The organism is Longimicrobiales bacterium (genome assembly GCA_028823235.1).
Lineage (GTDB): Bacteria > Gemmatimonadota > Gemmatimonadetes > Longimicrobiales > Gaopeijiaceae > UBA2589.
In genome coordinates this window covers 36818-58541 of sequence record JAPKBW010000005.1, presented here as the reverse complement: position 1 = coordinate 58541, position 21724 = coordinate 36818, and the positions used below count along the sequence as shown (strand labels likewise).

17 protein-coding genes are annotated in these 21724 nt (G+C 61.9%); 10 read left to right on the top strand and 7 right to left on the bottom strand.

Features of this window, described 5'->3' with window-relative positions; genetic code table 11:
• Nucleotides 1–20: 20 nt before the first annotated feature.
• The gene (locus OSA81_04060; protein ID MDE0898169.1) at nt 21–1232 is read left to right on the top strand and encodes a DUF819 family protein; all 1212 of its coding nucleotides are present in this window, start codon (nt 21–23) and stop codon (nt 1230–1232) included.
• Here OSA81_04060 and OSA81_04055 read toward each other — a convergent pair.
• Nucleotides 1229–1729: a thioesterase family protein gene (locus tag OSA81_04055; GenBank protein ID MDE0898168.1), complete on the bottom strand. Its 501-nt coding sequence runs from the start codon at nt 1727–1729 to the stop codon at nt 1229–1231. The two genes, OSA81_04060 and OSA81_04055, sit on opposite strands and share 4 nt — an antisense overlap.
• A 99-nt stretch (nt 1730–1828) precedes the next feature.
• On the opposite strand from OSA81_04055, the gene OSA81_04050 reads away from it, so the two are divergent.
• Nucleotides 1829–3148 (top strand): aconitase X catalytic domain-containing protein, encoded by a 1320-nt coding sequence (locus tag OSA81_04050; protein MDE0898167.1) that lies wholly within the window; start codon nt 1829–1831, stop codon nt 3146–3148.
• The gene (locus OSA81_04045; GenBank protein MDE0898166.1) at nt 3136–3552 is read left to right on the top strand and encodes a DUF126 domain-containing protein; all 417 of its coding nucleotides are present in this window, start codon (nt 3136–3138) and stop codon (nt 3550–3552) included. The genes OSA81_04050 and OSA81_04045 overlap by 13 nt, the downstream gene beginning before the upstream one ends.
• A gap of 56 nt (nt 3553–3608) precedes the next feature.
• Here OSA81_04045 and OSA81_04040 read toward each other — a convergent pair whose 3' ends face one another.
• On the bottom strand, nt 3609–4961 hold the full coding sequence (locus tag OSA81_04040) for a hypothetical protein (GenBank protein ID MDE0898165.1): 1353 nt from the start codon (nt 4959–4961) through the stop codon (nt 3609–3611).
• A gap of 187 nt (nt 4962–5148) precedes the next feature.
• Here OSA81_04040 and OSA81_04035 point away from each other — a divergent pair, with 187 nt between their 5' ends.
• Together OSA81_04035 and OSA81_04030 are read left to right on the top strand one after the other, a co-directional pair.
• Nucleotides 5149–5490, top strand: coding sequence for a TIGR04076 family protein (locus tag OSA81_04035; protein ID MDE0898164.1), 342 nt, complete (start codon nt 5149–5151; stop codon nt 5488–5490).
• On the top strand, nt 5487–6545 hold the full coding sequence (locus tag OSA81_04030) for an aldo/keto reductase (GenBank protein MDE0898163.1): 1059 nt from the start codon (nt 5487–5489) through the stop codon (nt 6543–6545). The genes OSA81_04035 and OSA81_04030 overlap by 4 nt, the downstream gene beginning before the upstream one ends.
• On the opposite strand, the gene OSA81_04025 is transcribed toward OSA81_04030, so the two are convergent.
• The gene (locus OSA81_04025; protein MDE0898162.1) at nt 6499–7029 is read right to left on the bottom strand and encodes a hypothetical protein; all 531 of its coding nucleotides are present in this window, start codon (nt 7027–7029) and stop codon (nt 6499–6501) included. The two genes, OSA81_04030 and OSA81_04025, sit on opposite strands and share 47 nt — an antisense overlap.
• Before the next feature lie 250 nt (nt 7030–7279).
• On the opposite strand from OSA81_04025, the gene OSA81_04020 reads away from it, so the two are divergent.
• Entirely contained in the window at nt 7280–10789 is a 3510-nt protein-coding gene (locus OSA81_04020) for a UvrD-helicase domain-containing protein (protein MDE0898161.1), read from the top strand.
• A gap of 328 nt (nt 10790–11117) precedes the next feature.
• Here OSA81_04020 and OSA81_04015 read toward each other — a convergent pair whose 3' ends face one another.
• Together OSA81_04015 and OSA81_04010 are read right to left on the bottom strand one after the other, a co-directional pair.
• Nucleotides 11118–12623 (bottom strand): CRTAC1 family protein, encoded by a 1506-nt coding sequence (locus tag OSA81_04015; GenBank protein MDE0898160.1) that lies wholly within the window; start codon nt 12621–12623, stop codon nt 11118–11120.
• Complete coding sequence (locus OSA81_04010) at nt 12620–14191, bottom strand: amidohydrolase (GenBank protein ID MDE0898159.1); 1572 nt, start codon at nt 14189–14191, stop codon at nt 12620–12622. Before OSA81_04010 ends, OSA81_04015 begins: the two co-directional genes overlap by 4 nt.
• Before the next feature lie 267 nt (nt 14192–14458).
• Here OSA81_04010 and OSA81_04005 point away from each other — a divergent pair, with 267 nt between their 5' ends.
• Nucleotides 14459–14800: a hypothetical protein gene (locus OSA81_04005; protein ID MDE0898158.1), complete on the top strand. Its 342-nt coding sequence runs from the start codon at nt 14459–14461 to the stop codon at nt 14798–14800.
• 5 nt (nt 14801–14805) lie between these two features.
• Here OSA81_04005 and OSA81_04000 read toward each other — a convergent pair whose 3' ends face one another.
• Nucleotides 14806–15912 (bottom strand): pyridoxal phosphate-dependent aminotransferase, encoded by a 1107-nt coding sequence (locus tag OSA81_04000; protein MDE0898157.1) that lies wholly within the window; start codon nt 15910–15912, stop codon nt 14806–14808.
• Nucleotides 15909–17261, bottom strand: coding sequence for an amino acid permease (locus OSA81_03995; protein MDE0898156.1), 1353 nt, complete (start codon nt 17259–17261; stop codon nt 15909–15911). Before OSA81_03995 ends, OSA81_04000 begins: the two co-directional genes overlap by 4 nt.
• Before the next feature lie 123 nt (nt 17262–17384).
• Here OSA81_03995 and OSA81_03990 point away from each other — a divergent pair, with 123 nt between their 5' ends.
• The 3 genes from OSA81_03990 to OSA81_03980 all read left to right on the top strand — a co-directional run bounded on the left by OSA81_03990 (nt 17385) and on the right by OSA81_03980 (nt 21603).
• The gene (locus OSA81_03990) at nt 17385–17945 is read left to right on the top strand and encodes a nitroreductase (GenBank protein MDE0898155.1); all 561 of its coding nucleotides are present in this window, start codon (nt 17385–17387) and stop codon (nt 17943–17945) included.
• Between the two features lie 54 nt (nt 17946–17999).
• Nucleotides 18000–19448 (top strand): M20/M25/M40 family metallo-hydrolase, encoded by a 1449-nt coding sequence (locus OSA81_03985; protein ID MDE0898154.1) that lies wholly within the window; start codon nt 18000–18002, stop codon nt 19446–19448.
• Nucleotides 19449–19839: 391 nt separating this feature from the next.
• Nucleotides 19840–21603 (top strand): carboxypeptidase-like regulatory domain-containing protein, encoded by a 1764-nt coding sequence (locus tag OSA81_03980; protein MDE0898153.1) that lies wholly within the window; start codon nt 19840–19842, stop codon nt 21601–21603.
• Nucleotides 21604–21724: the final 121 nt, after the last annotated feature.

Below are 21724 nucleotides of genomic sequence, written 5' to 3'. Positions count from 1 at the left end.
GCCCGTGATACCTTCGCGCGATGATCACCAACCCGACTGCTGTCTTCTTCCTTCTTGCGACGTGCGTAGCTGCCGCACTTTTTCTCGAGGCGAAGACCAAGATTTTCGGAGCCCTCGGTTCCGCCCTTCTCGGCATCCTGTTCGGGATGTTGCTGTCCAACACGGGTATCATCCCCGGTGAGTCCCCGGCCTACGAGTTTCTCGGCGGGCCGGCCGTGAATGCGGGCATCATCCTCATCCTTCTGACTGTCGATGTGCGCTCGGTCGTGAAGGCAGGTCCTAGAATGCTTGCGGCCTTCACACTCGGGGGAATCGGCTCTGCGATTGGAAGTTCGATCGCTGCGGTGATTCTCGCCGACGCCATCGGCCCCGAGGCGTGGAAGCTCGCTGGACAGTATACGGCGACGTACACGGGGGGAGGAGTAAATTTCGCTGCGGTCGGGTCGGCTCTGGACACGAGTGGCGACCTGTTCGCGGCCGGGATCGCGGCAGACGTCACGATGACCGCGATCTGGATGGCGACATGCCTGGCCGTGCCGGTGCTGTTCGTGGCGGATGGATTGGGAAGGAAGGGCGCCGTGGATGGGAGCGGAGCGGCGACGGACTCGATCGACCCGGTAGGAGCGAGTGGCGGGGAAGAAGGCACGGCTAGTACAGCAGACGAGGAAGAGGGCCCTGGCCTTCACGAGATGCTGTACTCGAGCGTGGGTGCGATCAAGCTTCAGGATCTCGCCTTCATGGTGATGGTGGTACTGGGTACCCTTTGGGCGTCGGCGTGGTTGGGAAGCACACTTGCTCCCATGCCGTCCGTTCTCTTCCTCACGACGATCGCCCTGGGCCTCGCTCAGATTCCGAAAGTGCGGGCCCTCCACGGGGCGGGTGTGATCGGCAACTACATCGTCCTGATCTTCCTCGCGGGCAACGGGGCGATGTCCGTGCTCGCAAACATCGTCGTGATCGGACCGCCCATCGTATACTTTGCGGCGATCACGGTTGGCTTGCACGGCGTCGTCATTTTTGGAGTCGGCCGACTCGTCGGACTCGATCTACCGACCCTCGCCGTCGCATCACAGGCGTGCGTCGGCGGGCCGGCATCGGCAATGGCCTTGGCCACGGCGCGAGGATACACGGACCGGTTGCTTCCGGGTGTGGCGGTCGGGCTACTCGGCTATGCGGGTGGAAACTATCTGGGTCTCGCCGTTGCACAGGTCGTGCGTGGTCTCACGGGTTAGTCGCCAACCCCAAGCTGTGCGCGTGCCTCCTCCGGCGTGAGCTGGTAGGGCCGGAGGATGTCGATGAGCTCGGTGGGGAGGGGGCGGGACTCGAGCGTGTCCTGCGTCGTGCAAACGAGGACCTCGTGTCCAGTGACGGCGAGCTCTCCTGCACCGAGGTGCAAAATGTCGAAGTTGATCTGAAGCGAGCTGGTGCCGAATCGCGTGAAGTAGGCGGCGACCCGCAGTTTATCGTCGAGCCGTGTCGGGTAGTGGAAGTCCGACTCCAGGTGGACGCGAGGCAGCCACATGTTCCAGCGGTCGAACACTTCGCTGTACGGCACGCCCGCGGCCCTGAACATCTCCATCTCTGCGAGTTCGAAGAAGCGGACATACGCGCCATAGAAGATGATTCCGGCCTTGTCGACCGAGGACCAACGTACTCGTTCGTCGATGGTGAATAGCTTCGGCATGGTCTCGTGAGAGTCAGGAATCCAGCGGACAGAGTGAGTGTCCATCCTACCCTCTCTGAAGCGAGCCCGGGAGTGCGAGCTATCGGGCGTCAGCGCACCTCGACGCCTCTCGCCATCTAGTCTCTGGTTCGGTAGCCTCTCCGCATGAATCTCTCCCTCAGCGACAAAGACCTCCTCGCGGGCACAAAAAGCGAAGCCGCTGCGATGGCCATGCGCATCGTCGTTGCTTCGGGCGAACTCCTTGGCGCCGAGTCGTTGGTGGAGATCTCGTCCGCACACATCGACGGCTGCCTCCACCACGGAGATGGGGGTGTGGAGTTTGCCGAGTCGTTGATGAATGGAGGCGGGCAGATGGCCGTACCGACCACCCTGAATGTGGGCGCGCTCGATCTTCTCCACCCAGGTCTTGTGAAGGCGGATGCTCACAAGACCGATATGGCCCGACGTCAGATGGAAGCCTATGTGGCCATGGGGGCGGCCCCGACCTTCACATGTGCTCCCTATCAGGTGGGACACGAACCGGGGCTCGGTGAGCAGGTGGCGTGGGGTGAATCGAACGCAATCGCTTTCGTGAATTCGGTCCTGGGTGCGCGTACTGAACGCTATGGCGACTTCCTCGACGCGTGCTGTGCGATAACCGGCCGAGCCCCTCTATACGGGCTACACCTTCCGAAGAACCGGATCGCCACTGTGGTGATCGATACATCCGAAGTGCCTGAGGCGCTGAAGCACCGAGATGTGTTCTATCCAGTACTCGGCACATGGTTGGGGCTGGAGGTGGGGCAGGAGATCGCGGCGATCGAGGGACTCCCCGTCACGACGACCCGCGATCAGCTCAAGGCTCTCGGCGCCGCCGCGGCGTCTACCGGCGCGGTCGCGCTATTTCACGTCATTGGAGTCACGCCGGAGGCCCCCACACTGGGCGCGGCGCTGGGGTTTGTGAGCGATGTGGGCGAAGGTGCGCCGGCGGGTGGCCCCCCGGGATGGATGAGCCAGCCGGTCGTGGAGCTGCCGAGGACCATCAAGCTCCGTGCGGATGCGATGAGGGACGCGCTTCAGCGGCTCAGTACCGCGGAGCGTGCGGAGAGGATTGATGCCGTTGCTGTGGGGAGTCCCCACTTTTCCGTCGACGAGTTTTCCGACCTCCATCGCCTGCTCGAAGGCAAGACACTCTCCGTGCCGTTCTATGTGTGTACGGCGCGAGATACGCTGGCTGAAGTCGACGACCTCGGATGGACGAGTCGCCTTGTAGAAGCTGGTGTCGAGATCGTGGCAGACACGTGTGTCGTGGTAACGCCGATCCTGCCGGCGAAAGACGGCGTTCTCATGACGAACTCCGGGAAGTTTGCGCACTACGGCCCATCGAATACTGGGTATGAGGTGGTGTACGGCAGCCTGGAGGATTGCGTCGATTCGGCTGTATCAGGTGACATAGTCCGGAATCAGGAGGTATGGGCGTGGTAGTCACCGGTCGACCTCTGATTCCAGGTTCTGCGAGCGGGCCGCTCCTGTACCTCACCCATCCGATCAGTTTCTGGGGTGGGGTAGATCCGGTGGCCGGTCGGATCGTGGATCCCCGTCACCCTCAGTTTGAAGCGTCGATAACTGACACGGTACTCGTGATTCCATCCGCGGTGGGGTCGAGTTCGTCGAGTGCGATCATGCTCGAGCTGCTTCGGGAGCGACGTGCTCCATCGGCCATTCTCATGGGGAAGGCCGACGCTATCCTGGCTCTCGGCGTCGTGGTCGGGATCGAGCTAGGCTATGCCCCCGTGCCCATCGTGGAAGTGTCGGCCGAGGTCCTCGGACAACTGGCCGATGGGGCGTCCGCGAGCGTCGAGGAAGACGGCACGATCCGGGTGGGGTGAGTCACCACTCTCGGTGATCCTGTAGCCCTGTGCGTAGAACCATTCGGTCGTCCGAGTCAGCTCGTGTCCACTGTGCCTGATCGCCGGAACGCAATCGACAAGACCAGGACGACGAGCAGGCCCCACGAGTGGATATTGTGGAGGCCGGCGTCCCATGGGGAGACACGCGGCATACCCTCCACTCCGGCGGTCATCGACGCGGCGAGAATCGTGGGAATGAAGAACGGAAGCAGGAAGGGGTATGTGCACACAGCCACGTCCAGGATGTTGGCCCGGCGATAGGCGCCGACCCCGGCTGATGACCCAACGCTCTTGGCGACGGGGCCTACCGCGAGAATCGCGACGGCCGAGTGTGTTGTGAGGATCGTTGCGGTCGAGATCGATCCGAAGATCCACCATTCCGCGGCCCTGGTCGCCTTGGCTCGTCCGCGGAGCCACTCGATCAGTCGGTCGAGCAACCCTGAAGCTTCCAGTCCGCCGACGAGGCCCATGAGAAGCAGTGTGAAGATCGACACTCCGAAGGCTCGGCGCATTCCGTCGAGAAGGATGCCGGACGCGATGAAATTGTCGCCATCAATCGAGAGCAGGTCGCTAACGCCAAAACGGCCCAAGGCGAAGCCGAGCACTACCGCGGCAGCGATTCCTGAGAAGAGGCCGACGATGAGATGGCGCCGCTGCAGGAGTAGTGTGAGCACGAACGCGGGGACGGTGAGCATGATCAGTCCCAGGGAATCAGGAGTTCCGGCCGCCACGATCAGAGGCGTGCCTGCCGTCGCCCTTCCGAACAGGGCAAAGACCCCGATCGCCACTGCTGCGGCCGGAAGCGCGTATTGCATCCGAGAACGCACCACCCCGCCGAGGTCTGCATCCTGAGTCGTTGCCGAGGCGATCGTTGTGTCGGAGATCGGTGACACATTGTCTCCGAAGGTGGCGCCCGCCAGGATTGCGCCGATGGTATAAGCGGGGTCGCCGCCCAGCGCTCCTGCGGCCGGATAGAGCAGGGGGGCACAGACGAGAATGGTTCCGAGGCTCGTTCCCGTCGCCGTCGAGAACACGGCGCATATCAGGAATACCCCGACGACATATCCGCCGCCCTGGACGCCTGACACCTCAGCCGCCCACACCAGCGACTGGATGAGGCCGCTCGCCTGAAGCAGCGCACCGAGTACACCTGCGAGGAGCCAAGCAAGGATGAGCAGCATGACGATGCGATTGCTCATACCATCGACGATGGCCTCCGCGTAGCGCGCGCGGTCCCGAGAGAGAAGAAGCCCCGCCCCGATCGCAGTCAGCAGAACCGGTCCAAAGCCGGTCTCGTCGGGCGCGCCGGAAAGGCCGAGCCACGACACCCCGCTGAGAAAGACCACGAAGGGCACGAGAGCACCGATCCAGTCTCCATGAAAGGCCAAGGGCGATCGGTCGTTGGAATTGGAAGTGACGCTCAGGACGGTGCCTTTGGATGTTAGGAAAAAGAAGTGCAGGGGTCGATCTGAAGTCGGTGCAATCCTACGTTCGTCCTTCATTGATCGCACGGACTCCCTCAACTGGATCCGTCGAGACGGCTCAGGCGCCCCCATCGAAAACGGAAGGCCACGCGTGGCACATTCAGACGAGTTCCAGTTGTACGATCTGCGGGTCGAGGTCGTACGCAGTAATGCCCCGATGGTGTGCAATCACGCTGAGGGCGACTACTTCGAGCTTTCCGGGGAGAACCTTAGCTTCCCAGCCGGACAGACGTTCCCGCTCTATCCGCTCGCTGCGATTCTGCCGGTCCTGCCCGCGAAGCAACGAGAGACCGCTCCGAACGACTGGATGACCACCGATATGGAAATTGCCTGTCCGGATCCACTCTGCGGGGCCCGCTTCAGGATCACGCGCACGGGTACGACCACGTTTCGGCACTCCGATATCACGCTCGTGCCGCTCGACCCGTCGTGAGCGATCGATTTGAACTCGCTCCAGGTTATTCGATCTCCCGACTGATCCACGGGGGATGGCAATTCTCTGCAGGGCACCGCATGTCCGGGCCGGCACTCGATGACGCTGTCGAAGTTCTGATCGAGTCTGCCGAAGCTGGTATGACCACCTTCGATTGTGCCGACATCTATACCGGAGTTGAGGAGCTGTGCGGTCGGTTTCTCACGCGCTGGAATTCGACGGCGATCGCCGCGCCGATTCAGATTCACACGAAGTTCGTTCCGGACTATGCCGACCTCGAGAGCGTGGACCGGGCGTACGTGGAAGGGATCATCCACCGGTCTCTGACTCGACTTGGAGTCGAGTGCCTCGATCTCGTCCAGTACTACTGGTGGCGGGACGACGTGCCCGGCATGGAGGATGCCGCGCTATGGCTCGCCGACTTGCAGACGGCTGGTAAGATTCGACATATCGGAGTGACGAACCTCGACGCACCTCGTATTCAACGCATCGTCGACGCGGGGGTCTCGGTCGTTTCGAATCAGGTCCAGTATTCAGCGCTCGATCGGCGCCCCGAGCACGGGCTCGCGGACTGGTGCCGAAACGGCCAGACACGACTGATCTGTTTCGGGACACTCGCCGGAGGGTTTCTCACAGATCGCTGGACGGCGTCTTCGGCGCCCAATGAGCACGAGAATCGATCTCTGACGAAGTACCGTCTCATCATCGACGAGTTCGGGGGGTGGGCGGCCTACCAAGCGCTGCTCGCCGAGCTGGAGGCTATCGGAACGTCACATGGGGTCGAGGCATCGGCGGTGGCGGTCCGGTTTGTTCTGGATCAGCCCATGGTGGCGGCAGTCATCACCGGGGCGACGCGGTTCGGGCAGATGGCTCGAAACGCCGCCGCTTTGTCGTGTGAGCTCGCGGCCGAAGATCATGAGCGACTCCGCTTGCTCGTGGACGCCGCGCCGGGTCCCCTCGGCGACGTCTTCGAACTCGAACGTGATCGCAACGGGCCTCATGGCCGGATCATGAAATACGATCTGAACAAGAAAGAGGATTACTGGGTCGGCTAGCTGGTCGCCCGCCCGCTTCGTTCGCCTGATCAGAGACGTGAATCGGATCACAACAATTCTCGTGAAGGATTTCGTGAAGGCTCTCAAGCCACGGTGGGGCGGCCGCCTCTGAGCGGAGGTGCTCGGAGGAGGCAACGTAGGCACGCATCTCGAGGACGATCTCTTTGGCCTCGATCTCCAGCTCTTGGGTGAGAAACGAGGTATTGAGCCGCATCATGAAGAGATTGAGGCGTCCCGTCATGATTTCCGTGTATCCAGCGCCATAGGACATGCGCTCGGCATGCATCTGTCGGAGCCAGTCAGCGACAAAGGCTTCTTTGGGTAACTCATGCTCGGGATAGAAAATCGGGCTAGAAAATGAGGGAAGTGGAGGCGCACGGCCTCGTCCCTTGCTCGTAGTCTTCTCGGAAAGTCCCGTGAACAAGGATTTAGAAGAATGGGTGCTCGTGCGCGTGGAGCGGCCGGTGATGGTCGGGGTCCACACGTCATGATCTCAACCTCGTCGGCACATCCCGTCGACTCGCTGCGCGACGGGCCCGTCGTTCTTTTCTGTAAGAGTACGCCGCATGCCACGGTTAGTGAAAGGCCGTAAAAAGCTGTCACCAAGCCGTTTAGGGGCATGTATTCAATTTGATGACGTTTGTGTGGATACCGTGGACTGTTCGCTTCCGGGACTGGTGTTTTCGGTGGTGGAACACCTTCCCTCAACGAACTCTCCAACGCAGATTGGCGGCGTGACCGAATCTGCCGTGATCCGAATGCCGCTTCCTGACGACGGCGCTCGCGAACGCATCGCTTCTGACCTCGATACCAACCTCCTCGTCGAGGCGGGTGCGGGGTCGGGAAAGACGACTGCGCTCGTTGGGCGACTCGTCGCGCTCATCCGCACGGGCACGGCGACCGTCGAGGAGATCGCTGCGGTCACATTCACGCGGAAGGCCGCAGCTGAACTACGCGAACGCTTCCAGGCGGTCCTCGAGGCCAGATTGCGGGAAGCCCGTGCCGACCCTGACGCTGACGAACTCGAGACGGATCGGCTGGGTCAGGCCCTCGACGAGATCGACCGGGCATTCATTGGCACGATCCACTCGTTTTGTGGACGCCTGCTGAGAGAGCACCCGCTCGACGTGGGACTGGATCCCGGATTCGAGGAGCTGCCGGTCGAGGAGCGAGCCGTGCTTCGGCGGATCTTCTGGGAGTCCTACCTCGAGCGTCTGGCGAGGGACAGTGATCCGATCCTAGAGGAATTGTCAGCGGCGGGTCTGCGCCCAGCCCGCCTGGATCGGCTGTTCCACACCTTGGTCGAGAACCCGGATGTCGACTTCCCAGCCGAGTCCGTTACCGTGCCCGTCAGCGGCGACATCGGACCTGTTCGCGAGAAACTCGACGACCTCGTGAGTCGCGCTTGGGAGTTGATGGACGACATGCCCCCCGCGAAGGGATGGGATTCGCTGCAGAAGAAGCTTCGGCGACTCCACTTCGAGCGTGAGATCACGGCATGGAAGCAGCCGGCCGACCTGCTCGAGGCACTGGCCGTTCTCTGCAAGTCGCCGCCGCCGCACAAGACGACCTTCAATCGTTGGCGCGAGAAGGAGCTCACTCGATCGCTGGCTGAAGATGTGAACGCCTTTGCCGTCGGGGATACGCCGGCCCGGCGACTGGTAGATCGGTGGTACGCGCATCGGTATGCGCTGGCGCTTCGTCTATGCGAGTCAGCAGCTGACGCTTTTGCAGATCACAGACTCCGAATAGGAAAACTCGATTTCCAGGACCTCCTCGTGCTCGCTGCTCGGTTGCTGCGAGAGAATTCTCGGGTCAGGACTCAGCTGGGGGGACGATATCGCAGGCTCCTCGTTGATGAGTTTCAGGACACGGACCCGCTTCAGGCCGAGATCATGATGTTGCTCTCGGCGGACCCGGATGCGGGTTCCGAAGGGAGCGCTGAAGAAGGGGGGGGCAGCGATGAGGCGGCAGACTGGCGTATCCAGCGTCCCCGCCCGGGTGCGTTGTTCGTGGTCGGAGATCCAAAACAGAGTATCTATCGCTTCAGGCGCGCCGACATTCAGCTCTACGGATTCGTTCGGGATCGGTTCGAGGACTTCGGCGAAGTCCTGACCTTGTCGACGAACTTTCGCTCCCGCCCGCCGATCGGCGACTTGGTAAATGGCCTGTTTCGGGGCGCCGACTTTTTCCCAACGAAAGCGACCGAGGTTCAGGCAGCCTTCGAACGACTCGACACACGCCCACCCGACGGGCCTGTTCCGTGCGAGGGCGTCTTCACATATGCCATCGATCCGGAGCAGAAAAACAAGTTCTCTGCGGCGACGGACGACGCGCGGCGGATCGCGAGTTGGATTCGGGACAGGGTTGAGGCCGGTGAACGTCGGCCTGCGGACTTCCTGATTCTCACGCGGCAGCGAGGGAATCTGGATGTGTATGCCCGTGAGCTCGAGGCGCGCGATCTGCCGGTGCAGGTCACGGGGGCAGGAATCGGCGTCGAAGCTGAGATTCACGAGCTGGCAGTACTGCTCGAGTGCATGATCGACCCGACCAACCCAGTGAAGGTCGTGTCGGCACTCGTTGGTCTCTTCTTTGGCCTCGACTACGAAAAGCTTGTGGCCCATCGACTCGATGATGGGAATTTTGACGTTATGAGGCCTGGGGAAAAGGGATATCCGGAGGTGGTCGAGGCCTTGAAAACGCTTCATGCCTGGTGGCGTGCATCAGTGTCCGATCCAGCCGACGTCTTCGTCGGCAGGCTGGTGAGCGAGCTGGGTCTGTTGCCTTTCGCTGCGGCCGGTGAGCTAGGCTCTCTGCGTGCGGGCGCTCTTCTATATGCGCTGGACGCTGTCCGAGCGGCGGCGTTCGCAGGAGATACATCCCTGCCCGGAGCTCTCTCGGCCCTTCGCGCTGCGCTCGAACTGAAGGAGGCCGAAGCCCCTCTCGAGCCGGGGCGGCTTGATGCAGTACGGCTCATGAATCTTCACCAGGCCAAGGGGCTCGAGGGGACGGTCGTGATTCTCGCGAATCCGACCGAGCGAAGGATCTTCCCGCCCGATGAGCACATGGCTCGGTCCGTGGCGGGCGTTGCTGAAGGATTTCTCCGCGTATCGGAGTCGGGCGGTGCGTTTAGGTCGCGCGACTTGGCGCGTCCGTTGGGCTGGTCTGGTTTCGAAGCGACCGAGGCTGCGTTCGAGCGAGCGGAAGAGGTTCGTCTCCTGTATGTCGCGGTCACACGCGCCCGAGAAGAGCTGGTGATCGGACAGTGGCCGGACGGGAAGGGCAGGTCGGTGTGGGCCGCTCTGGACCCCTGGCTTCTGGACAACGCCGTGCGGCTGGAGCTGACCCCGAAGCCTCCCCCGGAGCGAGAGGAAGTCCAACTGGATCCGACCGCGGTCGAACAAGCGGTTTCCGCGGCGACGCAACGGTTGGAATCCAGACGAACTCCGACGCACGAGCACACCACGGTTACCCATCTGGCGAAATCGGGTGGCACGGCTTCCTCGAAAGGGGACACTCCGGAGGCCAGCGGCGCCCCGCGTTCTCGTGACTACAGGGGATTCGCATGGGGGTCTGCAGTGCACGGAGCCTTAGCTGTTACCGCAACGGACCCCGGTGACCCTGCACTGCGCGCCGCGTGTCGAGATTTGCTAGTGGAGCATCAAAGGCCGCTCGACGACCACGGCGAGCCAATCGAGCTTAAGGAGTTGTTGGACCTCGTGCAGACGGTCCGTGCTTCGAAGCTGTGGGCCCGTTCGGAATCGGCGGATCGCAAGCTGGTCGAGGTTGCCTTTGCCGTACCGGGCATCTCTGTCGATCGGCCGTCTCAGGTGATGCGACACGTGCCTGGGACAGCCGGTGGAGGAGGCCTGGGTAGGCGTCAGTTGGACATGTTCGCGGCGCCGACTGAATCCACACACGAGCAGGGCCGCTCAACCGAGGGGGGGCTCGAGGACGGCGAAGAGCTGCTGGCCGAAGAGGCCAGGGCAGATGAGTTGCCGGCCGAGGGCGACCATGTGGTGGTGCTGGAGGGGGTCGTTGACCTCGCGTTCCGCGAGCGCGGTGGCTGGGTGATCGCGGACTACAAGACAGATGTCGGTACTGACCCTGACTTTGCGTCACGGACGGAGTCGTACCGGCGACAGGTGGACTTGTACGCGGAGGCGTGGACGCGACTCACAGGGGAGCCGGTCAAGGAACGGGTACTGTTCTATACGGCACAGGGGCGTACCGACAGCTGGTAGAGCCGACTACAGAGGTGGAGATCTGGAGTGGGGATGGAAGTGAACGACTAGGTATCGAAAGGTCTGTCGGGCTCCTCTGCGGATGCCGTGAGTTCTGGTCTGCGGTGGCCTCCCCCAGGACTCGAGCGCACCCAGGGCGCTCTCACTCGCCCGACACGGTTGGGTAGGTACCGCGGAGCCAGGTCCTCCGACTCCCTTGGGTCGACTGGCCGCTCTCTTCATGAACACGGGAGAGAACTCCGGTGCCGCTAGGCTGAGGCACATGAGCGTCACGGGATCCTTTTAGGCCTAGTGCCGCGGGAAGTCGATTACCCTGCGTCGTGATCGCCTACGGGCTGATCACACCGTTCGGACCGATCTTGATGGAAAGTGGAACGCCTCTGAAGTCACGTGGATCGATGCCCTCGAGTCGAATCGAGCGCCGTTGTCCGGCAACGAGAATCGTGATCTCGACATCGACAGGCTGGCCGCCCGGAACGCCGAAATGAACCGGAAGATCGGACTGCGAGTCATAGCCCGAGCCGGTGTCCATGATACGCGTGCCTAGCACGCGATCGGACCCGGCCGCATAGAGCCGAACCTCTGATCCGGCGCGGGTCGCGTGCCCATCACCGTCGAGAATCCGCACCTTGAGCGAGTGCCAGGAGTATTCGGGCCGCAGCAAATTCTGGACCAAGTGATGCATTCCATCTTCGGCCGCTCCGGCGAGTGCGAGGTCGAGATCACCATCGAGGTCGTAGTCTACCCAGGTCGCCCCGTGACTCGCGTTCAGGTTTAGGATCTCCGGGGGAGTGACGTCGACGAACGCTTCTCCGTCGTTCCTGCGCATGAGCCAGTCCCGATAGTGCTCCACGCCTACCGTGCCGTTCACATAAAGGTCGATCGAGCCGTCGTTGTCGAAATCGCCCCAGGCACAGGTGTCGTACCGAGAGTCGATCGCGAGGCCGAAGCGGGGAGCCACGTTCAGCCAGGTCCCATCGGTCTGGAGGACGAGAAGCCCGTTCGGGCCATAGTTCGCAAAGAAGAGATCGAGCTCGCCGTCCCCGTCGAAGTCGACGACACAGGGACGAACCGACCCTTGAGCTTCGTCGCCCAGGGCCCTCCCTCCTTCCCGCAGGCCGGACAGATGAAGCGCCTCCACAAAGCCATCCTCAGTCTGGAAGTACAGAGCGTTTGCGTCGCCGTTCATGTTTGCGACCATGAGGTCGAGTCGTCCGCCACCCGTATCGAACCAGACCGCCCCCACCGTGCGTCGAGTGTCCGCCACGCCCACTGCCTCGGCGACATCCAGGAATCCGTCGCCACCTCTGTTCTCGAACAGATGGTTCTCCCGATCACGCATGCCAAGGAACAGATCCAGGTCTCCATCTTCATCGAAGTCGATCCAGGAAGCCTGGCGCGTCGTGCCTTCTTCAAGCTCAAGTCCCACTTCGGACGCCACGTTCACGAATCCATCGTCGCGGTCGTTGCGATAGAGGGCCGTCACCGGCGCGTCTCCTGCAAAACCGAGAAGCAGGTCTGGATCCCCGTCGGCATCAAAGTCCCCCCACGCCGATGTGCGGATCGAGCGGTCGATCGCGAGTCCGATCTCGGGTGCGATATCCGCAAACCCGCCGATCATGTCGTTCCGGTAGAGTCGGCTCGGAGCGTCGTTGAAGCCGACGAAACGATCTGGGTCGTTGTCCAGATCGATGTCGGCCCACGCGTCAGTCAGGGCACCGCCTGCTTCGAAGAGCGCTGGCTGAACAAGCGCAAAGTGAAGCGGCTCAGGCTCTCGGTCCCCGCCGCACGCGGTCATAAGCACGCTGAGCAGAAGCAGTCGAGAAGTCGTCACTGGTTGCCGTCCGGCCTCTCGAACAGGACTCGACCTCCTACGATGGTCATGTCTACTTCGACCTCCATGATGTTCTCCGGATCGAGGGTGAGAAGATTCTCCGAAAGCACGACGACATCGGCGAGCATCCCGGGCTCGAGAGTGCCCTTGGATTCCTCCTCGAAGGTCAGCCAGGCTCCGTTCGCGGTATACCCTCGGATGGCATCCTCGATGCTGATCGCCTCCTCCGGACCGAACACCTCGCCGGACATTCCCTTTCGTGTCACCGCCGCGTAAAGGCCGACAAGCGGATCGATCGGGAGAATGTCACTTCCCAAGGCCATGAAGATGCCATGGTCCATGGGGCCGCGGACCGGGTTGTTGTGGGCCAGGCGGTCGCCGTCGAGGTTCGCGACGTACCGGCCCTCCAGCGTGTAGGTGAAGTTCGGTTGCTGGGCGATGGCAATGTTGTACTGAGCCATGAGGTCCAGGGTCTCAACGGGTGGCGGCACGGTGAAGTGATTCAGGTAGTGCCGATGGTCTGTGCGAGGGTTCTCGTCGAGTGCGTCGGTAAGGGCATCGACGGTGAGCTCAATCGCCGCATCTCCGATTGCATGGAATCCAAGCTGCCAGCCGAGGGCATGCGCTTCGCTGATCAACGCCCGTAACTCGCTCTCCGGCACATTGAGCAGACCGCGGTATTCCGACTCTCCTTTGTAGGGCTCAAGGGTGTATGCTGCGGGTCCCGTGAATCCACCGTCGACGAGCACTTTGATAGCGCCTACGCGAAGGCGATCGTTGCCGTCTCCGGTGATCTGACCGAACTCTGCGAGGCGGGCAGCACTGCTCCATCGAATCTGAACGGTAGCACGCGGGAGTCCTTCTCCGACCTCGTCGTAGATGCTTTTCCACCGCGCGTATCCCTTGGGCGTTTCTCCGGCCTGAATGAAACTCGTGATCCCGAGCTCAAGTTGGTTCCTCAGCATCTCGATCTGGCTCGCACGAATCTCCTCGGGCGTCGCATCGGGTACGTGGCGGCTGACCAGTCCATGCCGCTCTCGAATGACACCGTTGAGTCGTCCGTCGTCGCCGAGCTCGATGACTCCGCCTTCAGGCTGAGGCGTGCTGTCGTCGATATCCGCGAGAGACAGGGCGAGAGAATTCGCGACGCCGCTGTGACCACCAGCCCGGGTGAGGATGACCGGGTTTGCGGGTGCCGCCGCATCGAGGTCCCCTCGCAGAGGTCGCCGGTCCTCAACCAATTCATCCTCGCTCCATCCATAGCCAGTGATCCACTCTCCCTCACCGAGTTCGGTGGCTTTTGCCCTGATCAGCGACTGGATGGCTGCAATGGACTCGACACCACCGAGGTCGATATGTCTAGGTGCGCTGCCTCGAATGTGGGTATGGGAGTCGTTGAAGCCGGGGACAACGAGCCGTCCGAGCAGCTCTACCGTGCGTTCGGCTACGTACGTGTTGGTGAGTTCGTTCCCACCAACTGCGAGCACCCGGCCATCGCGGATGACAACCGTCTCCGCCACATAGAACGAGTCGTCTACGACCGCCACGTAGCCGCCGGTCAGAATCAAGTCGACGGGTTCTCGATAATCTGAGCAGGCCGAGCTAAGGGCGATGCCCAGACAGAGCCCCAGGCAACGCGAATCGCCCAAGGGTCCGACAGCGCGGGTCGTTTTTCCCGACGTGTCCATGATCCTCTCCGCGGGCTTGTCCCGCTGTATCAGTGGAGAGCCACGGTATTCCATGCATGCTCAGCGCGTCAAACTCAGCAGCTAGTCCGGAACGGAAATCCTGGCTCGGATAGCGACGACCCGGCCGGTTTCCGGGAGGACCTTCAGGTGCCGCATGACCGCGAACTTGGTCGGGCTCTGAAGGCGTTCAACGACGGAGGAGGCTTGGCTGCAGAAGCCGTCCGCGGACCCAAGGGCTCCGCAGTTGGAGAGAACAGGATGGGTAAGACGATCGGAGCAGTCATGGCCGGCACGGTCTTCTGGGGTGTTCTCTGTAACGGGGGGAACTACGGTCTCGCCGAGGCGTTTCCCGATATCATCACCATGGATGAGCCCATCAAGGCGGCGCCGATGCTCCTGGGCCGGGGCTTCTACAGCGCTGTATTGTCAGTCGCGGCTGGCTTCACCGTTGCAGCGATCCAGAGCTCGCCGGACGCGACCGCGGGGTAGCGTCCTCAGGCGCCTCGGTCACTCCATTGGTCCAGCGCCTGGCCCAAGGCCACCAGACCCCGTTCCAGCACTTCGTACTCCCCGGCGACGGCAACACGGAAGTGCTCGCGAGCGCCGAAGAATCTCCCAGGCGTCACCCCCACATCGAAGTCGGACATGGCCATGTCGACGAACGGAGTAGCATCTGTGGCGCCCTTAAGTCTTGGAAACCCGACCGATCCGCCCAAGGGAGGAACCCATTCGAGCTCGTCGCGTCCTTCGACGAAGGTCCGAAACAGAGTCGCTCCCGGTCCGAGGATGCCCCGTGCTCGATCCAGAAGCGCGTCGAGATGCTGAAAGGCCAGGACCCCGATCGTTTCAGAGGGAATCGATCCGACTGCGTCGACCACATCGCGGATACGCAGCGCACGCTCCGTCGTCTCAGGATCTGCCAACATCCATCCAACGCGAACTCCGGCGAGGCCGTAGGACTTGGTGAGGCTGTTCGTCGAAATAAAGACGTCATCTCGGGTGGCGGCCGGTGACTGCTCTACACCCTCGAGGGCGTCGAGATAGACCTCGTCGACGATGACCTTCGCACCGACGGAGCGCGCGAGATCACCCACTGCGCTCAAGGCTTCAGGCTCGGCGTACACGCCCGATGGGTTGTGTAGATTCGTCAGAATAATGGCCTTGGTATCACTCGTGAGAGCTGCCTCAACCTGAGCTGGATCGAGGCTGAAGTCCTGTGCCCATCCGCGCTCGAAGGTGTTGACCTGAGCTCCTAGAAAACGCGCTGCACCCATGTGTGGGTCGTACCCCGGCCACTCAGCGAGCAGCGTGTCGCCCGGGCGTAGCAGAGCCGCGAGTGCCAAGAAGTTCGCGCCCGATGCCCCCGGCCCTGTTCCGACTTGGGCCTCGTCGACGCCGTAGCGGGTCGCGATCGCACGCACGAGCGGTGGCCACCCGTCGTCGTTTCGACCATAAAGATCCATGGCCTCCCGGGCCCCGGGAAGCTCGTCCAGTGTACACGGCAGGAGATTCGATCCGGTCAGGTCACAGGATGCCTTCGAATGATGCTTCGACCAGGTCATGTAGGGCGCCCAGGTGGTGGGCCAACTGCTGTCGCTCATTCCGAGTGTCCCGAAGAGGGCTGGATCCGGCTACTCCAGAAAAGGTAAGCGGGCACCCCGGCCGCGAGCAGGCCGAGTCCGATACCGGATCGCACCGGGTTCGTCCACAGGACGCTGGCCACGATCAGAATGGACACCGCAACGAATAAGCCCGGGACGAGTGGATAGAGTGGCGTGACAAACACGCCTTCGGCTCGATCCTCCAGTGGGAATTTCCGCCGGAACACGAACAGGCTCGCGCCCGCGGCTCCGAAGAAGATCCAGTCCGCCGACACGACGTAGTCGACGAGCTGGCCGTAGGTCCCGGTGAAGACCAGCACGACTGCCCATACGGACTGGATCACAATTGCCACGGACGGCGTGGCGAATCTGGGGTGGAGTCGAGCGACGCTCTCCGGAAAGAGTCCGTCCCTCGCCATGGCGTAGTACACTCGTGTCGGTGCAAGCATGGTGAGATTGAGGAATCCGAACGTGGATACGGCGATGCCCAGCGTAATCAGATTATCGCCAGTGTCTCCGAACAGGAGCCGCGCCGCGTCGGACGCCGGCGTCTGAGTGGCCGCCAATCCGGCGTGCCCCAGCGTTCGCAGGTAGACGACGTTCACGAGGCCGTAGACGACTACGACCAGGCCGGTCCCGGCCAGTAGTCCGATCGGGAGGTCCCGGACCGGGTCCTTCATCTCCTCGGCGACGTAGTTGGCATTCTGCCATCCACCATAGGAGAACATCACGGGAATCATCGCCGCCCCAAACGCAAAGAGAAGTAGCGGCGGGTCGCCCGTGGCGCCGCTGCCGGTCACCGCTCCGACAGCTCCGGGTGCCTCCGCGCCGAGCGGGAGGAACAGGCCCGCTCCAATGAGCAGTCCGAGTGGGAGCAATTTGAGGACTACGAATGTGTTGAGCACCCTGCTTCCCGGCTTCACCCCGACGTAGTTGATCGCGGCGACGACGGCGATGGCCAATGCGGTCAGCACGCGACCATCCGTTTCAGGCCTGCCGACGAGGCGGAGTGTGTACTCCGCGAAGGTGATCCCGACCGCCGCGATGGCTCCACCTTCGATCATCAGCAGAAGGCCCCATCCATAGAGGAATCCTGCCAGTGGGTGGTAGGCGGTCCGCAGGTAGGCGTAGTGTCCGCCAGCCTTAGGGAAGAGCGTACCCAGTTCCGCGAAGGTGAGTGCACCGGCCAGAGCTACGACTCCGCCGGCGATCCACGCGGCCATGACCAGGGCCGGGGAGTCGAGTCGCTGCGCGACGATATAGGGATTGATGAAGATCCCCGCACCGATAATTCCGCCGACGACAACCATCGCCGTATCGAAGCGGCCCAGCTCCTTGCGGAACGACACAGTTACTCCTCGAATCGGGATGGGCGACAGTAGGTGACGGTCGGCGACTTTTCCAGTCGGGGCGCTCCCTGCAGATTGGCAACCTTACCCTCCCGTATCTCAACATGACTGGACTCAGACTGCATGGATATTTTCGACGCCATCACAGCTCGTCGCTCGATCAAGAGGTTCACCGACCGAGCCATTTCCGAAGAGTCCATTAAGCAGATGCTGTCGATGGCCGTCCTGGCGCCGAACCACCGCATGACTGAGCCGTGGCGTTTCTATGTCCTCGGCCCCGAAGCGCGCGCGGCGTACGGCCATGCGCTTGGGCTCCGAAAGGCGAAACGAGTCGAGGATCCTCAAGCTGCTCAGGACGTGGTGGAGAAGGTCTCGGCGACGCATTGCGCTCTTCCCGCCATGCTGGCCGTCAGCATGATGCGCGACGAGAATCCGGAGATCCTCGAAGAGGATTACGCCGCGACGTATATGGCGATTCAGAACCTCTGTCTCGCGGCGTGCGCGATGGGCCTTGGAACACATGTAAAGACTGGCGCGATCATGGATGACCCGAACGGTCGATCGGCCGTCGGCGCAGGCGAGGGCGAGCGTATCGTGGCAACGATCAGTCTTGGCGAACCGGCCGATATGCCGGCGCCGAAATCCCGACAGAGCGCGGCGGACTTTACCACATGGGTGCCGTGAGCGGAGCTGCATGAAGGGGTGGGAACAGCGAATTTCTTCAGTGGAACGACTTTCATGACCAAGATCACGAGTAAACTTGCGATTCTGTGGATCGCTCTGTGTTCAGCTCTACTCGCAGTGGTACCTGCCACCGCTCAATCACAGACGCTGCCCCCCTCGGAGTATATGGATCTCGCTCGGGAGATCTTTTCCGAACTCATTGAGATCAACACGACGGCGTCCGATCGCGGGAACAATACGCTGGCAGCTCAGGCGCTCGAACGTCATCTGCTCGCGGCCGGTTTTCCGGACGAAGACGTTCACGTTCTATGGCCCGCGGAAGCTCCGACGAAGGGAAACCTCGTGGCGCGCTACCGGGGTCGAGACAGCTCGTTGAAGCCGATTCTGCTTCTGGCTCACATCGATGTGGTCGAGGCGCTCCCAGAGGACTGGAGCAGCAATCTCGACCCCTTCGCCTTCACCGAGCGCGACGGGTACTACTACGGTCGAGGCGTGACGGACGATAAGGACGAAGCCGCCATCTATGCCGCGAACTTCATTCGCATGAAGCAGGAAGGCTTCGTGCCCGATCGCGATATCGTCGTGGCGCTGACGGCCGACGAGGAGGGTGGTGGCAATAATGGCGTTGCATTTCTTCTTGCTGAACACCCTGAACTCATCGACGCTGCGTATGCGCTGAATGAGGGCGGGGGCGGGATGGCGAAGGACGGACGTCGTATCTCGAACAACGTTCAGGCCGCCGAGAAGAAATTCCAGTCGTTCACGTTCCGTGGGACGAACCCCGGAGGACACTCATCGCTGCCCGTCCGGAAGAATGCGATCTACGACCTGTCGTCCGCATTGTTGGCGGTGCAGGACTTCGGATTCCCGGTCATGATGCACGAGATCTCGGAGGCGTTTTTCGTAGGCTCCGCCGATATCGTGGGTGGTGAGATGGGTGAGGCGATGCGACGCATTGTGGAGAATCCGGCAGATCAGCAGGCATTGGCCGTTCTGGCCGAGGAGCCTGGATATAACTCAAGGCTGCGCACCACATGCGTTGCCACGTTGCTTTCAGGTGGGCATGCGGGCAACGCTCTGCCTCAGCTCGCCGAAGCCACGGTCAACTGCCGGATCTTCCCGACCCACGACCCGGAAGATGTGCAGGCGAGTCTGCAGGAGATCGCCGCGCCATTCGATGTGGAGGTCGTTGCGCAGGGGCAGGCCCGGCCGAGCCCCCCCTCGCCGCTGACGGCTGAGGTTCTCGGGCCGATTGAGAGGGTTACGGAGCAGATGTGGCCTGGCGTCAGGGTGCTCCCGATCATGTCGACCGGAGCGACCGACGGCCTCTACCTGCGCCGCGCTGGCATCCCGGTGTACGGCGTCAGTGGCATCTTTGGAGAAATGGACGACGTCCGAGCTCATGGTCAGGATGAACGCATTTTGATCGAGCACTTCTACGAGGGACAAGAATTCCTCTATCGCTTGGTAAAGGCGCTTAGCGGAGGCGGGATTGCACAATGAAGACGATGAGGCGCGCCTTGGGGCAGCGGTTGCGCTAACGGCGGCACTCTCGACGCCGATTCAAGCACAGGGACAGGGCGTTCACGGTTCAGGCGCACCTCGGCTTCGACATTTGCTGATCTGAACTAATATCCGTTGTGCCGGCGGGCCTGACCCACCGGCACAACGGATTCTATTCCAGGCAAGGTAGTTCGCCGGCGCGACCGATCGGCGGACGCCTTGGCATGTTTCCCACCCCGCAACCAGATTCTGAGCGTCCAGGAAGGGAAAAGCTGCAGGATCTTCATGGCCAGTGAGGTGACCGCGATCGTGCCTCCAATGCCGAGTCTAAGCGTGACAATCGAGGCGCCTGCATAGAGGGTTGTGTGGTGCAGCGGAACCGAGAACCCTGATGTCCGTATCAAGAAGCACCCATGTTTCTGACCATCCACGTCCGATGAATTTTTTTCGTCTCCTCCTCAGTCTTACCGTGGCGCTCGTCATGTTACCGGGCGTTGGCTCCGCCCAGACGGTGCTCATCCGGGTGATGAACGCGGAGGGGTCGGAGCCGATGGTAGGGGCCATCTCTTACCTGGTCGATGGGTCTGGCAAGATGGCGAAAAATGCCCTGACAGATGAACGGGGCAGGGCCCTCTTTATAAATATACCAGCGGGTAGCTACATCGTCCGGGCTGAGATGATCGGCATGGCTACAGCTGAAACCGCAATGTTCTCGGTTTCAGCTGGAGCGACGATTACCGAGGAATTGCGTCTCCAATCGAGTGCAATTCAGCTCGAAGGAATCGAGGTCGAGCTCGATTCCGGTCGCTGCGAAATTCGCCCGGACGGAGAGGGATTGCTCGTTGCCACGGTTTGGGATGAGGCCCGAAAGGCGCTGGAAGCCGCGGCTCTGACGGACCAACGAGGCGCGTACCGCTACGAGACTATGCGCTACGACCGGCGGATCGACCGAGGATCAGGCGTCATACTTAGCGAAGATCAGAGTAGCCGAGATGGGTACATGAGCACGCCCTTCGAGAGTCGGCCGGCTGAGGACCTGGCCATGAATGGCTTCGTCCAGCGCGATGGCCGCGAGTTCGTCTACTACGCCCCGGATGCTACCGTTCTCCTATCGGACTTCTTCCTCGACACTCACTGCTTTAAGATGCACAGAAGTGGGAGGAGTGAGGCGGGCGAGATCGGTTTGGGGTTCGAGCCGACTGGCGAGACCAAGCGTGTTCCGGACATCGCGGGGACCATGTGGCTCGACCCTGAGACGGCCGAGCTTCGGTGGCTCGAATATCAGTACCGGTACCTCGATCCTGAGATGACATCGGACGAGGTTGGTGGCCGGGTTGATTTTCGCCGGATGCCTGACGGGAGCTGGATCGTGCCAGAGTGGTGGATTCGGATGCCCATCATGACCACCCAGACCGACTTCGAGGGCCGACCACGCCCCTACATCGCGCAGTATCACCAGACGGGTGGACTTGTACTCGAGGTCCGTGAAGCCGGCGGCCGCAGTCTGGGACAGCGTGCGGAGACCGGAGGTATAGAGGGCGTCGTTCTGGATAGTATCGGTGCCGTGCTTGCCGGTGTTCGCATCGGTGTCGTTGGGTCGAACCAGGAGGTCTTCTCGAACGCCTTGGGTGAATTCAGCATTATTGGCCTGACCGAGGGGCGGTATCAGGTCCGCTTTGTCGACAGGCTCCTTGCGCAGGCCGGCTACATCCCGGAGCCCGTTACTCAGGACGTCATTCGTGGGGAAGTCGCCGCACTGGAATACCACATGCCTTCGATTGGGGATGTGCTGTTTGAAGCGTGCCGGGGCATCGAGCGGAACGAGAGATCGGTTCTGCTCGCAGGGACGGTCGTTGACGCGCGAGGCCGCCCCGTCCCAGGTGCGACCGTGCGCGTGAGCTGGACCGGATACAATGTCATGGGTGGAGGTGGCATCAACCCAAGGGATGGTGATATCGCGGGTTTGACGGAGACGTCGGACGGCTTCGAAACCTCTGCCAGTGAGACCGGCTTCTTCCGCTTTTGCGGCGTCCCGGCGAATATTCGCATGCGACTTTACGCAGCGACGTCGGACTCGGAGTCAGAGAACTATGAAGTACAGATCCCCGACTACGAAACCGGGCAGCTCAGAGTGCTTGAGGTGGGGCGAAACTAGGTCCTTCTGGCCGGAGCGTGTTGCCGCTCATTAGCTTCGGCGTCCACGCACACCAACAGGTCCGGTCGCCGCTGAGCACACATTCAGAGGTGGCCGATTCGACTGGACTGAGCTCGTGAGA

Bases quoted from the DNA above. Each gene is read 5' to 3' on its own strand.
- OSA81_03985 (MDE0898154.1), top strand. From the start codon at position 18,000: ATGACCAAGATCACGAGTAAACTTGCGATTCTGTGGATCGCTCTGTGT.
- OSA81_03990 (MDE0898155.1), top strand. From the start codon at position 17,385: ATGGATATTTTCGACGCCATCACAGCTCGTCGCTCGATCAAGAGGTTC.
- OSA81_04045 (MDE0898166.1), top strand. From the start codon at position 3,136: ATGGGCGTGGTAGTCACCGGTCGACCTCTGATTCCAGGTTCTGCGAGC.
- OSA81_04060 (MDE0898169.1), top strand. From the start codon at position 21: ATGATCACCAACCCGACTGCTGTCTTCTTCCTTCTTGCGACGTGCGTA.
- OSA81_04050 (MDE0898167.1), top strand. From the start codon at position 1,829: ATGAATCTCTCCCTCAGCGACAAAGACCTCCTCGCGGGCACAAAAAGC.
- OSA81_03980 (MDE0898153.1), top strand. From the start codon at position 19,840: ATGTCCGTATCAAGAAGCACCCATGTTTCTGACCATCCACGTCCGATG.
- OSA81_04000 (MDE0898157.1), bottom strand. From the start codon at position 15,912: ATGAGCGACAGCAGTTGGCCCACCACCTGGGCGCCCTACATGACCTGG.
- OSA81_04055 (MDE0898168.1), bottom strand. From the start codon at position 1,729: ATGGACACTCACTCTGTCCGCTGGATTCCTGACTCTCACGAGACCATG.